Origin of the sequence: Blautia sp. MCC270 (genome assembly GCF_018785605.1) — a bacterium.
Lineage (GTDB): Bacteria > Bacillota > Clostridia > Lachnospirales > Lachnospiraceae > Blautia_A > Blautia_A fusiformis.
In genome coordinates, this window is record NZ_WQQD01000053.1 from 1 (window position 1) to 15,917 (window position 15,917).

Below are 15,917 nucleotides of genomic sequence, written 5' to 3' on the forward strand. Positions count from 1 at the left end.
GCCTTCGGCTATATCCTTCCCACTACCAGGCGGATTCGGGACTTGCACCCGTTAGAAACGTGCGCCGCCGGGCGCACACAGACAAAAAAGAGACTCCCACGCTAGCGGGAAGTCTCTTTTGTCACGTTCTTTATCTTATATCAAGCATCTGACAGTGCTGATCACATTATGCCTTCTTGCTTCTCTGTGCTTTTATCTCCTCAAGCTCATCAAAGATCACTTCATTAAGAACTTTAATGTAAGTTCCCTTCATACCGGATGAACGGGATTCGATCACACCTGCACTCTCGAATTTACGCAGTGCATTTACGATCACGGATCTGGTGATACCTACACGGTCAGCGATCTTGCTGGCAACCAGGATACCCTCATCCCCATCCAGCTCATCAAAAATATGGATGATCGCCTCAAGTTCTGAGAAGGACAGTGTACTGAATGCCGATTTAACGATCTGCTGTTTTCTGTCTTCTTCTGCGTTCTCGTCATGAACCGCACGCATCATTTCCAAGCCTACAACTGTTGTACCATACTCGCTGACAATAATATCCTCAATATCATAGGGATGATCATTGCGGTACATGAATAACGTTCCCAGTCTCTCACCTGCAATATCGATCGGATTCACGATTCCCTGATAATTTCCGGGTACATGCTCAAAGCCAAGTGTCTGGAGATTGACATTCTCCTTTGTGGAAAGAACACCAAGAAATCTCTCATTCAATAACGGGTCGATATGTCCGCCGATTTTGTCATCGATCAGCTCTGTGATCTCATCCACACCCGGGCAGATACTGACTCCCAGAACCTTACCTTTCTTACTGAGTACCAGGATATTGGAACTTAAGGTTTCCATGAGCACCTGGCAAATGTCGTTAAACACTACCTTGCTTGAGCTGCTGTTATGCAGAAGCTTATTGATTTTTCTAGTTTTATCTAGCAACTGAACGCTCATTTTTCCTCCTTTCACTTTCGTACTTTGAAAGAAATCGTTTTTCTAGTCTAATATTACACGTTATTCTGGAAATTTACAAGACTTTTTTATATTTTTTTATTTTTAACGGGATTTTCTGAAAATTGGTGGAAAAGCATTTATTCAATCAATCTTCATCTTTTGGTTTTTGTTCCACATATCCGCAGGTTTCCTGGCTGCAAACCAGCTTATTTCCCTTTTCGAGCATATAATTACCACATTTCGGACATTTCTTTGCAGAAGGTTTCTGCCAGGACATAAAATCACATTCCGGATTATTCTCACATCCGTAATATTTTCTGCCTTTTTTCGTTTTTTTCATGACAATTTCGCCGCCGCACTTCGGACATGCAACACCGATCTTCTCATAATATGGTTTTGTATTACGACAGTCCGGAAATCCGGGGCATGCAAGAAATCTTCCATGAGGACCGTACTTGATCACCATGTTGCGGCCACAGTTGTCACAGATCACATCCGTAACCTCATCCTGTATATCAACTTTCTCAAGCTCTTTCTCAGCCTCATCCACATCATGCTTCAGATCCGGATAGAAGTTACGTACAACCGTTTTCCACTGTACGGTACCTGCTTCCACGCAGTCCAAAAGTCCCTCCATAGTTGCTGTAAAGTTTACATCCACAATACTTGGAAAAGCCTGTTTCATAATATTATTAACAACCTCTCCAAGCTCTGTGACGTAAAGATTTTTCTGTTCCTTGGATACATAGCGTCTGCTGATGATCGTTGTGATGGTCGGCGCATACGTACTCGGACGTCCGATTCCAAGCTCTTCCATAGTCTTTACAAGTGAAGCCTCTGTGTAATGTGCCGGCGGCTGTGTAAAATGCTGCTCCGGCTTCAGTTCTTTCAGCTTCAGCTCCATACCCTTTTCCAGACTTTGACTTAAAACATTGCCCTTTTTGTCATCGCCTTCTTCTGTGTACACAGACATAAAGCCATCAAAGGCAACCTTGGATGCTGCAACCGTGAACACATACTCACCTGCTCCGATCTTGACAGACGTGGTCTCATAACGTGCCGGTGCCATTCTGCTCGCCGCAAAACGTCTCCAGATCAGCTGATATAAACGGAACTGATCCCTGGTCAGGGATTCCTTCACCAGAACTGGTGTCCTCGCAATATCTGTAGGACGGATCGCCTCATGAGCATCCTGTATCTTCTGTCCGTTTTTGATTGCCTTCTCTGTCTGAGAAACATAATCCAAACCATACTGCTCAGAAATATAAGTTCTTGCTGCTGCATCTGCTTCCTCTGAAATTCGAGTAGAATCTGTACGCAGATAGGAGATCAGACCTACCGTACCACTGCCTTTTACATCCACACCTTCATATAACTGCTGTGCCAGGCGCATAGTCTTCTGCGTAGAAAAATTCAGTGTCTTGGCAGCTTCCTGCTGCAGAGTACTTGTGGTAAACGGAAGGGGAGCGTTTTTGATCCTCTCACCTTTTTTTACTTCTGTGATCTCATATTTACAGTCTTCCAGACTTTTCAGAATCTCATCCATTTCCTGACGGTTTCTGATCGGAAGTTTTTTATCTGTTCCATAGAACTTGGCTGTCAACGGTTTCTTCTCACCCTTTACCTGAAATTCACCCTCCAGGCTCCAGTATTCTTCAGGAATGAATGCATTGATCTCATCTTCTCTGTCACAGATGATACGCAGTGCCACAGACTGTACACGGCCTGCACTTAAGCCTCTTTTTACCTTGGCCCAGAGCAGCGGACTGATGGTATAACCTACCATACGATCCAGCATACGCCTGGCCTGCTGTGCATCTACCAGATTCATGTCCAGTTCCCTGGCCTGCTTGATGGACGCCTTAACTGCTGTTTTTGTTACTTCATTAAATGTGATCCTATGCATCTTTGCAGTATCTGTCTTCAAAGCCTGCATCAGATGCCAGGAAATTGCTTCTCCCTCACGGTCAGGGTCAGTTGCAAGATAGATCTTATCTGCTTTTTTTGCTTCTTTACGAAGTTTTGCAAGAAGCTCACCCTTTCCCCGTATTGTAATATACTTCGGTTCAAAATCATTGTCCACGTCAATACCAAACTGGCTCTTGGGAAAATCCCTCACATGACCGTTGGACGCTTCTACTGTATAATTTGCCCCCAGAAATTTCTTTACTGTCTTCATTTTAGCAGGTGACTCTACTATCACCAGATTTTTGGCCATTTTACCTCTCCTAATCTCATTCTGCCTTCCTGTCCGGCTTAAAAAATCCTGCTAAATCTCCGGGCAAAAAAGCATTTATTCAAGTCTGATATAATACTGTCTCCCGGTTTCCTTCACAAGCCCCATCAAAATAAGCTGTCCCAGGATCCCGGCTGTTTTTCCCGGTGAAAAACCGGTTTTTCTGATAATATGATCCAGATTTTTTGGTCGTAAATCGAGACAACTATACACCAAATCCAAATCCGTTGCAAGTCCTAACTTGCTTTTTTCAGACAAATTTGTCTTTTTTTTCACAGATAATCCCCACTCATCCAGAAGTATTTCCGGAGAGTATGCAATTCCTGCTCCGTCGTAGATCAGCTTGTGACAGCCTCTGCTCAGCGCATCATTTACCGCTCCCGGAATGGCGTATACCATCTTCCCCTGTTCCAGTGCACAGGCAGCTGTGATCAGTGATCCGCTCTTTTCTTTTGCTTCCACCACAAGCACCAGATCTGCCAGTCCACTGATGATCCGGTTCCTTGCCGGAAAATAATATGCCCTGCCTTTGGTACCTGGTTCATATTCGCTGATGATCCCTCCGTTTTTTTCGGGGATCCTCCGGTAAATACCTCTGCTGGATGAAGGATAACAGATGTCCACACCATTTCCCAGCACGGCAAAGGTCGGGGTACCACCTTCCAGAGCACCCTTGTGGCCCTCAGCATCAATGCCGGCCGCCATACCGCTGATCACCTGTACCCCATGTTCGCTTAAGAATTTTCCGTAATTAAAGGCCTGTATCCGTCCGTAAGGACTGCACAGCCTTGCTCCCACGATCGCCGCTGTAGGTTTGGCATCATCCGGAAAGCTTCCAATGTAATATAATTGTTTTGGCATACCGGGAAGTTCCTTAAGTCTTGCCGGATAAACACTACTGTCCTTCCGGGCACACCGGATCCTTGTTTGCTGTATTTCTTCCATATAAAATACCTTCCTTTTTTCTGTTTTATGACCAGTATTTCTTATCATATGCCCGGTAAGCCAACGCCTCGCAGATATGTTCTTCCTTTATCTTTTCGGAAGATTCCATATCCGCGATGGTCCTGGCCGTTTTCAGGATCTTATGATATGCTCTGGTACTGAATTGAAACTGCTCATATGCCTGCTCCAGAAGTTTGTCTGCCCCTCCCGTCATTACACAGTATTTTTCCAGTTTTCTTCCGTCAAGCTCCCCATTGAAGCAAAATTTTTCCTTTTTGTAACGTTCTCTCTGGATCTCCTGTACTGCTTCCACCCTCTTTCTTATTTGAGCAGAGGATTCCCCTGCAATTTTCTTTTTCATTTTTGAAAAACTCACTGCCGGAACTTCTGTGCAGATATCAATACGCTCCAGGAGAGGCTGGCTGATCTTTCCAAGATAATGCGTGATCTCCCCTGACGTACAACGACATCTGTTCATATCCGGGTAAAATCCGCAAGGACAAGGATTCATCGCTGCCGCCAGCATAAAACTAGCCGGAAAAATATAAGTTCCGGCAGCTCTGGACAGATGGATCTCCTTATCTTCCAGCGGCTGACGCAGGATCTCCAGGCTTTTTCTGGAAAATTCCGGCATCTCATCCAGAAAAAGAACACCTCTGTGTGCAAGAGTGATCTCCCCCGGCCCCGGTATCCTGCCGCCACCTGCCAAAGCCTGAGGGGAACTGGTATGATGCGGACTTCGAAAAGGCCTCTGCCGGATCAGCGGATCTTTTTCCGTGAGAAGTCCTGCCACACTGTATACCTTGGTGATCTCCAGGCTTTCCTCAAATGTCATCTCCGGCATAATGGTCGGCAGACGTCTTGCCAGCATGGTCTTTCCGGATCCTGGCGGTCCGATAAAAAGAATATTATGAAAACCGCTCACTGCGATCTCTGCCGCCCGCCTGGCTCCTTCCTGCCCGCAGATGTCCGCAAAATCAACCTTTGGTATTTCCGGTTTGTTTTCTATTTTTTCTTTTTCCTGATACGCAGCTGTATAAGTGATTGGGTCTCTCAGACACCGGATCATGTCATTCAGACTTTTTACTCCAAACACCGGCATATCCTTCACCAGATTCCCCTCCCGGATATTTTCCTCCGGAATAACGCAAAAGCGTAAGCCCAGCTCTCTTGCGCGGATCACCCGAGGCAAAACTCCGGCAACCCCATGGATCTCTCCATTCAGACTGATCTCTCCTACGATCATAACTCCTTCCAGAAGATCCGGTTCCAGAATTCCGGCAGCCGCAAGTACTGCAGCCGCCACAGGCAGATCAAAACCGGCTCCTTCCTTTTTCATATCGGCAGGTGCAAAATTTACAGTTACTTTTTTTGGTGGCAGACAAAGCCGGTTGTTCTTAAATGCAGTCCGGACTCTTTCCTGGGCCTCTCTCACCTGGGCAGAGGGAAATCCTACCATAGCAAAAGAAGGCAGACCATCACTGACATCTGCCTCAACCTGGATCTCACGTACTTCCATTCCGTAGATCGCTGCTGATAAAACACTCGCAAACAAATACATTCCTTTCTGCGAAAAAAACGGATCCCGATCTTCCATCTTTTCGTCTTTTCAGGTCAGTCGGATATTCGAAATCCGCATTGGTTAAAAACAAGGGAATTTTCAGATAGACATTTTCTGAATTTTAGAAGATAATAAATTTAGTATAGTCCATTTTGCTCTCTTTTGCAAGGGTGCATTTCGTTCTGTTTTATACTTTCAATAGAAAGAAGAGGTGAGCACAATGAAATTTCAGCGTATTCAGGATTTACGTACAGACGCGGATCTGTCCCAGAGAGAATTAAGTGAGATTCTTCATATCAGTCAGCGTTCTTATTCCCATTATGAAACGGGATCCCGTAATATTCCTATCGAAATGCTTATCCGGCTGGCAAATTATTACGACACCAGCATCGATTATCTCGTCGGCCGCACAGACCGCAAAAAAATGATCAAATAAAGAGATCCCCGGAAATGTGGAACAGTTTCGGGAATTCCTGTATCGGGATTCCCTGATTGCCAAAATCCGGGGATTCTTTATTTTACCGTGTTTTATTTTTTTTTGATCATTCCGTATAATAGGTTTCTTCTTCTCCGTAGGGAATCTCATATTCTTCTGTATTCTCATCAGAAGAATCTTCACTGCTCTCGCTGTAGGATTCCTGTTCATAGGAATTTTCGTTGCTTTCATTATAGGAAGCATCTTCTTCGGAATTTTCGGATACTTCCAGGGATGACTCCTGCCGGGTCATAATAGACTCTGTTTTCGGATAGGTCAGAGATCCATCTCCCCGTTCATATGTTTTTACCTTCACATAAAGCTCACCACTTTTATCGAAAACAAACTCTCCTTTTGCCTTATTCCCTTCGGAATCCTTAAAACGGAACTGTGTGGCATTTCCTGCTACCTCTGCAGTCACATCTGCTTCTGCGGTCATGGAAGGATCTTTTCCATTCACTCTCTTATAGGTAAAGGAAACAGATTTCAGACTGATATCATAAATATCGATCGTTGTCAGCCCGTCTTCGCTGTACCAGATCCCCTGATAATTTTCCGGTTCAAATGCCGGAAGGATTGTCGGGACCGGTGTCAATGACGGTGTCGGTGTCGCTGTCGGAACCGGTGTTGCTGTTGCTGCCGGAGTTGCTGTCACCTCCGGAATACTGTCCAATGCAGCCAATGCGGCCTCTCTTCGTTGTTCTTTTTCCACCTTATCCCTGTGGGAAACATACAGCATCCCTCCAAGTCCTGCCAGAATAAACAGGATGATCAACAGGACCAGAACCGCTCTCAGCCGTTTTTTTCTTTTTTTGTTTTTTCTCATCTGCATCACCTCTGTTTACTATAGCATACAGGAAACTCTTCTTGTATTTCTCAATTCTGCTTATTTTTTCTCTTTGATGATACCTTTTCTGTAAGCTTCCAGAAGCTGGATCAGCTCACTGATCCTTTCCTTCAGAGCAGTTCCGGTATCGGTATCACCGACCAGAGTACGTTTGTTATTGTAGTGAACTGCCACCCTGTTGGAAACAATATCCTGCTCCTTGGCTACCGCTTCTTCCGCAGAAGTAAAAGGCTCATGAGCAGACAGGATCAGCCCGTAGGAGTTATAAACCAGTGTATAGCCGGCAATCCCCGTAACCTTCTGATATGGTCTGGAAAAGCCGCCGTCGATCACAAGAACTTTGCCATTGCATTTTACAGGACTCTCTCCCTCACTCTGGTGAACCGGCACATGCCCGTTGATGATGTGACCCTTTTCCGGATCCAGTCCGAATTCACGGAGCAGTTCATCTACAACCTCCTCATTTTCCAGAAGATGATAGTAGGCATTTTTAGTTTCTTTATGTGTTTCCTTATCTTTAATAAAATAACGTTCAAAGGTGGTCATCTTGTCTTTTCCGAACAGCGGTGAATTCGGAGCTGCCCAGATATACCACATAATATCCCTGCCTTTACGCTTTTCATCCTCATTTACAGAGAAAAACGCCCGGCGCACATAAGTCTCAAGAACATCGTACAATTCTTTTCCTTTGTAGGTTTTTCCATAAATCTGGACTTCTTTCAGACTTCCATCCTCATTAAGTGGAATACTTCCATGGAACAGAAGATTTCCATTATAAGTTTTATAAAGGCCTCCCTTGTCCAGAAGAAGCCGGACATGATTCTGCAGTTTCTCGCAGTTTCGGAACGCGGAATCCAAGCGTTCCATTACATCCTTTTCCTCTGTAGTAAGTTCATATGGCTTTTTCCAGTCAATAGTAGGAAAATATGTATCGGTCAGCGGATATTCTTTTCCGTCCGGAAGTGTGATCATTCCCTTTTTCGGATCGATCCTATGAAGCAAACAACGCTTTTCCATATGGAATTCTTTGTGCCGGCGGATCAGCTGCCCCTCCAGCTTAAACTGGATAATGGCAATAGCCTTGTGCATTTTCCGTCCAAGCTCTTCTTCCAGAATACTATAGTTATTGGCATCTCCCTTCATCTCAAAAGCAGTACATGGATCATCCTTATAAGCCTCCATTGCAAAGGTTGCCAGAGGCATGAGATTGATCCCATATCCATCCTCAAGAATATCCATATTTCGGTAACGGATGCTGTTCCGGATCACCGTTGCAATGCAGGCTTTCTGTCCTGTAGCAGCTCCCATCCAGACCACATCATGATTTCCCCACTGGATATCCAGCGAATGATATTTCATCAAACGATCCATGATGAAATGCGGGCCCGGACCTCTGTCATAAATATCTCCCAGCACATGAAGATGATCCACAACAAGACGCTGGATCAGTTCTGCCAAGGCAATGATAAAATTCTCTGCCCGGCCGATCTCAATGATCGTATTGACGATGGCATCGTAATATGCTTCTTTGTCCAGAACTTCCGCTTTCTCTGTGATCAGCTCCTCGATCACATATGCATAGTCTGCAGGAAGTGCCTTACGGACCTTGGAACGGGTATATTTGGATGCCGTTGTCTTGCATACTTCGATCAGACGATAAAGTGTGATCTTATACCAGTTCTCCATGTCTTCTTCCTGTTTTTTTACAACCTCCATCTTTTCCTTCGGATAATAGATCAGTGTGGCAAGAGAACGTTTGTCGCTGTTGCTTAAGGTATGTCCGAATACATCATCGATCTTTTTTCGTACAGCCCCTGATCCATTCCGAAGAACATGGGAAAACGCATCGTATTCTCCATGAATGTCCGACATGAAATGCTCGGTACCTTTCGGAAGGTTTAATATAGACTGCAGATTGATGATCTCTGTTGAAGCCTTTGCTATAGTAGGATACAGCTCCGCAAGTCGCTGCAGGTATCTTAATTCTTCTTTTTTCATAGTATCTGGTATCCTCCTGGGAGTTCTCACTGCCAGATCAGCCTTCAGGATAAACGGCAGTATTTTTTATTTATTGTAAGCCCTTCCGGTATCATATATCAACCCGTAAAATCAAACAGTGACATCTGATTGGACTGCGGGATATCTCCGAAAAGATCCATATCATCCATCAGATCGATAACGGTCTTGCTGACCTTGGTACGATCACGGAAATCATCCTTGGAAAGGAATCTGCCTTTTGCGGCAGCATCCACAACTGCCTCTGCTGCCTTATCTCCAAGACCCTCTATGGTATCCAGAGCAGGCATCAGTTTATCTCCGATGATCTGGAACCGGTGTGCCTTTGCCTTATAAAGATCGATCGGCACAAAATCAAAACCTCTGGCGTACATTTCCTGTACGATCCTCATATCCTTCAGTGTATCCTGTTCCTTCTTGGATGCCTCATCACCTTTTTTCCGGATCTCCGCCATATAATATTCCAGACGTTCTTTTCCCATGCACATCAGTTCATAGGAAAAGGAAGTGGCACGGATACTGAAAAATGCTGCATAATAAGCCAGTGGATGAAACACTTTATACCAGGCGATACGATACGCCATCATAACATAGGCTGCCGCATGGGCTTTCGGGAACATGTACTTGATCAGCTTACAGGACCAGATATACCAGTCCGGAACATCATGCTCTTTCATAGTCTGGATCCATTCCTCACGAAGACCCTTTCCCTTACGGACACTCTCCATGATGGTAAACGCCAGACCACTTTCCACTCCTTTTCCGATGAGATAGATCATAATATCATCTCGCGTACAGATTGCTGTGGAAATGGTAGCTGTACCATTCTGGATCAATACCTGGGCATTTCCAAGCCATACATCCGTGCCGTGGGAAAGTCCAGCAATACGTACCAGGTCGGAAAAATATTTCGGCTTGGTATCGATCAACATCTGCATGGCAAAGTCTGTACCAAACTCCGGGATCCCGAGGCATCCCAGCCTGCAGCCGCCGATATCCTCCGGACTGATCCCCAGAGCCTGCGTTCCCGCAAACAGGGACATGACATCTCTCTGGTCCAGCGGAACTGTTCTTGCACTGATGCCGGTCAGATCCTCCAGCATACGGATCATGGTCGGATCATCGTGTCCAAGTATATCAAGCTTCAGAAGATTTCCGTCAATGGAATGGTAATCAAAATGTGTGGTGATGATATCACTGTTCACATCATTGGCCGGGTGCTGCACAGGTGTAAATTTCTCAATCTCCTCACCCATAGGCAGTACGATGATACCTCCCGGATGCTGGCCAGTGGTACGGCGGACACCGGTACAGCCCTTCACGATACGGTTGATCTCACAGTAACGCTTGTGCTGCCCCCGTTCCTCATAATAGTTCTTCACATAACCAAATGCGGTTTTTTCCGCAAGGGTACCAATGGTTCCCGCCTTAAAGGTCTGCCCTTTTCCGAAGATAACCTCCGTATACCGGTGGGCATTGGCCTGATATTCACCGGAAAAGTTCAGGTCGATATCCGGCTCCTTATCACCTTTAAAACCAAGGAATGTCTCAAAAGGAATATCAAAGCCTTCCTTGTTCATCCTGGCACCGCATTTCGGACAGATCTTATCCGGCATATCACATCCTGCCATACCCGCGTATTTTTTCACCTCAGGGGAATCAAAATCACTGTATTTACAGTCCGGATTCGGACAGAGATAATGAGGCGGCAGAGGGTTTACCTCCGTGATACCGGACATGGTCGCTGCCAGAGAAGAACCTACAGAACCACGGGATCCAACCAGATAGCCGTCCTCATTGGACTTCCACACAAGCTTCTGTGCAATGATATACATTACCGCATAACCATTGGAGATAATAGAATTCAGCTCCCTGTCCAGGCGGTCCTCCACGATCTTCGGCAACGGATCTCCGTACATTTCGTGGGCCTTCGTGAAACAGATATTCTTAAGATCCTGCTCGGAGTTCTCAATGACCGGTGGAAATTTATCCGGATGGATCGGTGATATCTTCTCGATCATATCCGCGATCTTATTGGTATTGGTGATCACCACCTCTTCCGCCTTTTCACTTCCCAGATAGGAAAATTCCTCCAGCATTTCCTCCGTTGTACGAAGATAAAGCGGGGCCTGGTTATCTGCATCAGAAAATCCGTTTCCTGCCATGATGATCCGTCGGTAAACCTCGTCCTGAGGATCCATAAAATGCACATCACAGGTGGCAACCACCGGTTTTTTGAACTGTTCTCCAAGTTTTACGATCTTCCGGTTTATCTCTTTTAAGTCTTCCTCAGAATTGATCATATCATGTTTTTCATCCGCAAGCATAAACGCATTGTTCCCAAGAGGCTGGATTTCCAGATAGTCATAAAAATTTACCAGTCTGGCGATCTCCTGATCCGGTGCATTGCGAAGAAGTGCCTGATAAAGCTCTCCTGCCTCGCAGGCACTTCCCACCAGAAGGCCTTCCCTGTATTTTTCCAGCACGCTTTTGGGAACCCTTGGTCTTCTGTGATAGTACTTTAAATGGGACTGGCTTACCAGCTTGTACAGATTGATCCTTCCGGTCTCATTTCTTGCAAAAACAATAGCATGGTATGTGGGCAGCTTTCGGATGGTATCCGGTGAAACCGCACCCTGCCTGTTCATCTCATCCACATCAAAAATATCTCTTTCTTCCAGCATCTTTACAAACCGCACAAAAATCTCTGCGGTACATGCCGCATCATCCACAGCTCTGTGGTGATGATCAAGAGAAACACCTACTGCCTTGGCTACCGTATCCAGTTTAAAACGGTTCAGGGCAGGAAGAAGGAATCTAGCCATACCAACGGTATCCACATAAGTAAAATCATCCGAAATCCCCTGCCGTTTACAGTTTTCAATAATAAAGCTCATATCAAAGTCCGCATTATGGGCCACCATCGCGCAGCCCTCACAGAATTCCAGGAATTTCGGCAGTACTTCCTCTATCACAGGTGCATCCAGGACCATGGAATCATTGATGCTTGTCAGCTGCTCAATACGGAACGGAATGGGCACTTCCGGGTTTACAAAGGTGGAAAAACGATCTGTGATCTGTCCTTTTTCCACTTTTACCGCGCCAATCTCAATGATCCTGCAGGTTAGTGCTGAGAATCCCGTAGTCTCAATATCAAAAACAACAAAATCTCCATCCAGCCGCTGCCCTTTGGAATTGGTGACCATACCCTTCAGATCGTCTACCAGATACGCTTCCATTCCATAGAGCACCTTAAAATCAGACTCCTTTGGAACACAACCGCCCCAGGCATCAAAGCAGTGATTTGCCTCCGGGAAGGACTGCACCACGCCATGATCCGTGATAGCGATAGCCTTATGTCCCCACTCATAGGCACGTTTTACCAATGCCTTTGCATCGCTGACACCATCCATATCGCTCATCTTGGTGTGACAGTGAAGCTCCACACGCTTCTGAGGACTGGTATCCATTCTTGTGCTGGTAAAATTGGCGATTTTCTTGATACCTGTAATATTTCCAATAGTAAGCTCACTGTCAAAACGGTCAATGGTGGTAACTCCCTTCAGCTTCAGGAATGCGCCTTTTTTTACACTTTCCGTCACTTCCGGAACCTGCTCGTTACGCAGAAACATCTTCACAACAATACTGTCCGTAAAATCGGTCACAGGGAAGATCAGGATCGTTTTCTCATTTCGGATCTCACGAGCTTCCACATCCATAACCTGACATCGGATGATAACCTCACCCATCTCACCGGTAATGCTCTCCAGCGGAATCGTTTCTCCATCAAAATCTCTGCCGTAAACCACATCCGGATTGCTGTCCCTGCGGAATCCGAAGCTACCGCGGAAATCCCCCTTCTGAACCTTCTGCTGTTTTTTGTCAACGGATTTCTTCTCGTTTGTCTTTTCGCCGCTCTTATCTCCAGAGGTTTTCTTTGTCTCTTCCTTGGCTGTATCCTCCTGCTTCGGTTCGCTTTCCTGATCCCCGCTGAGTTTGGCATGCTTCAGGACATTTTCCACTTCCTGTTTGATCTGAAGTGCAGCATTTTTCCGGTATTTACTCTCTTTCACTTCCACAAAATCCAGTTCCACTTTCAGATCCATACCGCAGCGTTCACAGAAAACCTTATGAAAATATTCAACAAGTATTTCGCTTTTCTGTCTGGAAATAACCGTATCCGGAAGCTCCATACGCAAGGTATCTTTTCCTGTAAAAATGATTTTTGATCTTCGGAACAGATTGTACTCCAGCATGTTATAGTTGCGCAGTTCCATCTCCATACTGGAACGGTAGCTTTCCAGAAAGTTCTCCGGTGTATACTGCTCGGAAAGATGAAATTTTTCCACAACTGTTACAGTCATGGGAATCCCCGGAAAGCACTGCCGTTCGATCTCATCCTCCAGCGCAAAAATATTCTTCTTGTGTATCCAGCGGCTGCTTTCGATATAAACCCTCAGATGAGTTCTTCCGGGGTTCATGGAAACCTTTGTCACAAATACCATGTCCAGAAGTTCTTCCAGCTCTTTCTTCACTTTAAGATGCGGAAATACATCAAAAAAATCTTTCTCCATTATGACTCCTGCTCATTCCAGGTAAGAAGTTCCTGACGAAGTGTATCCAGAAGATCCGTTTCCGGTACTTTTTTTACAACCTCTCCATGCCGGATCAGAAGACCAACACCATCGCCTCCTGCAATTCCGAGATCTGCTTCCTTCGCCTCTCCCGGTCCATTTACCACACAGCCCATAACCGCAACCTTAATATCAAGAGGAATATCCTGTACCATGGTCTCTACCTGGTTTGCAAGGCCGATCAGATCGATTTTTGTTCTTCCGCAGGTCGGACAGGAAACAACCTCCACGCCTCCTTTGCGAAGTCCCAGCGTTTTCAGGATCCTTTTGGCTGATTTCACTTCTTCCAGCGGCGCGCCTGTCAGAGAAACACGGATGGTATCTCCGATTCCCTGATACAGGATGATCCCAAGTCCGATAGCTGATTTGATATTTCCCGAATACAGAGTTCCTGCTTCTGTAATTCCCACATGAAGAGGATACTGTGTTTTTTCTGCGATCAGTTCATGGGCTCTGGCGCACATGAGAACATCAGAAGATTTGATGCTGATCACAAGATTGTCATATCCCATCTCTTCAATGATGTGCACCTTATCAAGAGCACTCTCCACAAGTCCTTCGGCTGTAACACCGTGATATTTTTCTACCAGTTCTTTTTCAAGGGAACCGCTGTTTACTCCTACACGAATAGGGATATTCCGTTCCTTTGCTGTATCCACAACTGCCTGGATTCTCTCTTTGGAACCGATATTTCCCGGATTGATACGGATCTTGTCCGCACCGTTCTCCATGGCTGCAATGGCAAGGCGATAATCAAAATGGATGTCCGCAACCAGCGGAATATTGATCTGTTTTTTGATCTGGGATAAAGCCTTCGCAGCTTCCATAGTAGGAACTGCGCAGCGGATAATATCACAGCCTGCTTTTTCCAGAGAAAGGATCTGCGCAACCGTTGCTTCCACATCTTCAGTTTTCGTATTGGTCATGGACTGGATAAGGATCGGATTTCCTCCTCCGATAACACGATTTCCAATTTTTATTACTTTTGTATGATCTCTGTACATAAAAATCTCCTTTATGAATCCTGAAAGGCAGGTGTCTTCAAACGCCCTGCCTTTCCTTTCCGAACTATCTTTTTACTCTTACTCCTAACGTCGGATCTCCAGCAGCTTTGTTTTCAGTTCGTTTTCCATACGTCTCATATCTGCCTCTGCTGCCTGACGTTTTTCACGGCCTTCCTGCTGGATCTTCATCACATCATCCAGTGTCTGGATCAGTTCCTGATTGGTTTTTTTCAGAGTTTCAATATCTACAATACCACGCTGGGATTCCTTTGCAGTTTCCACAGATGCCAGGTGAAGCGTTTCCGCATTTTTCTTCAGAAGTTCATTAGTAAAATCCGTAACCTGCCGTTGTGCCTGTGCGGCTTCTGTGGAGTGCGCGATCCCTAGAGCCAGCACCATCTGGCTTTTCCAGAGAGGAATGGTATTTACAATGGTTGTCTGGATCTTCTCGATCATCGTCGTATCATTGTTCTGGATCATGCGGATCTGCGGTGCAGTCTGCATAGAAATGGTTCTGGTAAGCTCCAGATCATGAAGCTTTTTCTCAAAGCGGTCACATTTGCTTTCCAGATCATTGGCAGCCTGTGCATCTTCCGGAAGTCCGCTTGCCGCTGCCTTCTGATGCAATTCGTTGAGCTTGCCTTCTCTGACTTCCCTAAGCTTCTTTTTACCCGCAAGAATGTACATGGAAAGTTCTTTAAAATATGCAAGGTTCTGCTCATACATTTTATCCAGCACGGCAGAATCTTTCATCAGACGCATCTGGTGCTGCTCCAGAGCTTCCGTGATCTTCGTCACATTTCCCTCGGCCTTTGTGTAACGGTTTTTCAGAGTTTCCACCTTCGCTGTCTGTTTTTTGAAAAAACCGAAAAATCCCTTTTCCTCTGTGGCATCAAAATCCTTCAATTCTCCTACCACATTTGCAAGAAGCTCTCCTGCCTCCCCAAGATCCTGTGTCTTCACATTTACCAGCGCTGCATCAGAAAAATCTGCCATCTTCTTCTGAGTGCCGGCTCCGTACTGCAGGATCTGGTTTGTATTTTCAATATCGATCTTTGCTGCAAAGTCTTCTACGATTTTCTGTTCCTGGGGAGATAACACCGGTTCCTCTACTGCAGGCTCCTGGGGTTTCTCCGGTTCTTTTTTTGCAATTTCTTCTTTTTCTTCCGTGAGATCCGGTTCCAAAGTCAGCACCGGTGCTTCTACCTCAAAGTCTTTAAATTCTTCTCCCATAAGCATTCTCCTTG

Annotated in this window: 10 protein-coding genes; 1 reads left to right on the plus strand and 9 read right to left on the minus strand. The window is 45.6% G+C overall.

The annotated features are described in order from the left end of the window. Positions 1-166: 166 nt before the first annotated feature. The 4 genes from codY to GPK58_RS11580 all read right to left on the minus strand — a co-directional run bounded on the left by codY (position 167) and on the right by GPK58_RS11580 (position 5,694). The gene (gene codY, locus GPK58_RS11565) at positions 167-952 is read right to left on the minus strand and encodes a GTP-sensing pleiotropic transcriptional regulator CodY (protein ID WP_015524350.1); all 786 of its coding nucleotides are present in this window, start codon (positions 950-952) and stop codon (positions 167-169) included. Between the two features lie 145 nt (positions 953-1,097). Continuing rightward, the gene (gene topA / locus GPK58_RS11570) at positions 1,098-3,170 is read right to left on the minus strand and encodes a type I DNA topoisomerase (RefSeq protein WP_021651815.1); all 2,073 of its coding nucleotides are present in this window, start codon (positions 3,168-3,170) and stop codon (positions 1,098-1,100) included. Positions 3,171-3,245: 75 nt separating this feature from the next. Next, positions 3,246-4,133, minus strand: coding sequence for a DNA-processing protein DprA (dprA, locus tag GPK58_RS11575; RefSeq protein ID WP_110103465.1), 888 nt, complete (start codon positions 4,131-4,133; stop codon positions 3,246-3,248). A 25-nt stretch (positions 4,134-4,158) separates the two neighbouring features. After that, the gene (locus GPK58_RS11580; RefSeq protein ID WP_252195805.1) at positions 4,159-5,694 is read right to left on the minus strand and encodes a YifB family Mg chelatase-like AAA ATPase; all 1,536 of its coding nucleotides are present in this window, start codon (positions 5,692-5,694) and stop codon (positions 4,159-4,161) included. A gap of 220 nt (positions 5,695-5,914) precedes the next feature. Between GPK58_RS11580 and GPK58_RS11585 the strand changes: the two genes are divergently transcribed. Continuing rightward, positions 5,915-6,130, plus strand: coding sequence for a helix-turn-helix domain-containing protein (locus tag GPK58_RS11585; protein WP_015524345.1), 216 nt, complete (start codon positions 5,915-5,917; stop codon positions 6,128-6,130). A gap of 106 nt (positions 6,131-6,236) precedes the next feature. Here the strand turns inward: GPK58_RS11585 and GPK58_RS11590 are convergent, their stop codons facing one another. The 5 genes from GPK58_RS11590 to GPK58_RS11610 form a co-directional block, all read right to left on the minus strand. Further along, on the minus strand, positions 6,237-6,995 hold the full coding sequence (locus GPK58_RS11590; protein ID WP_110103452.1) for a hypothetical protein: 759 nt from the start codon (positions 6,993-6,995) through the stop codon (positions 6,237-6,239). Between the two features lie 60 nt (positions 6,996-7,055). After that, positions 7,056-9,014 carry a fructose-1,6-bisphosphatase gene (locus GPK58_RS11595; RefSeq protein WP_129975637.1) on the minus strand — a complete coding sequence of 653 codons (1,959 nt, stop codon included), beginning with the start codon at positions 9,012-9,014 and terminating at the stop codon, positions 7,056-7,058. 98 nt (positions 9,015-9,112) lie between these two features. Further along, positions 9,113-13,606 carry a PolC-type DNA polymerase III gene (locus GPK58_RS11600; protein WP_129975635.1) on the minus strand — a complete coding sequence of 1,498 codons (4,494 nt, stop codon included), beginning with the start codon at positions 13,604-13,606 and terminating at the stop codon, positions 9,113-9,115. Then, on the minus strand, positions 13,606-14,670 hold the full coding sequence (gene ispG / locus GPK58_RS11605; RefSeq protein WP_173758668.1) for a flavodoxin-dependent (E)-4-hydroxy-3-methylbut-2-enyl-diphosphate synthase: 1,065 nt from the start codon (positions 14,668-14,670) through the stop codon (positions 13,606-13,608). Before ispG ends, GPK58_RS11600 begins: the two co-directional genes overlap by 1 nt. A gap of 84 nt (positions 14,671-14,754) precedes the next feature. Further along, on the minus strand, positions 14,755-15,903 hold the full coding sequence (locus GPK58_RS11610; protein ID WP_059085427.1) for a toxic anion resistance protein: 1,149 nt from the start codon (positions 15,901-15,903) through the stop codon (positions 14,755-14,757). Positions 15,904-15,917 lie beyond the last annotated feature (14 nt).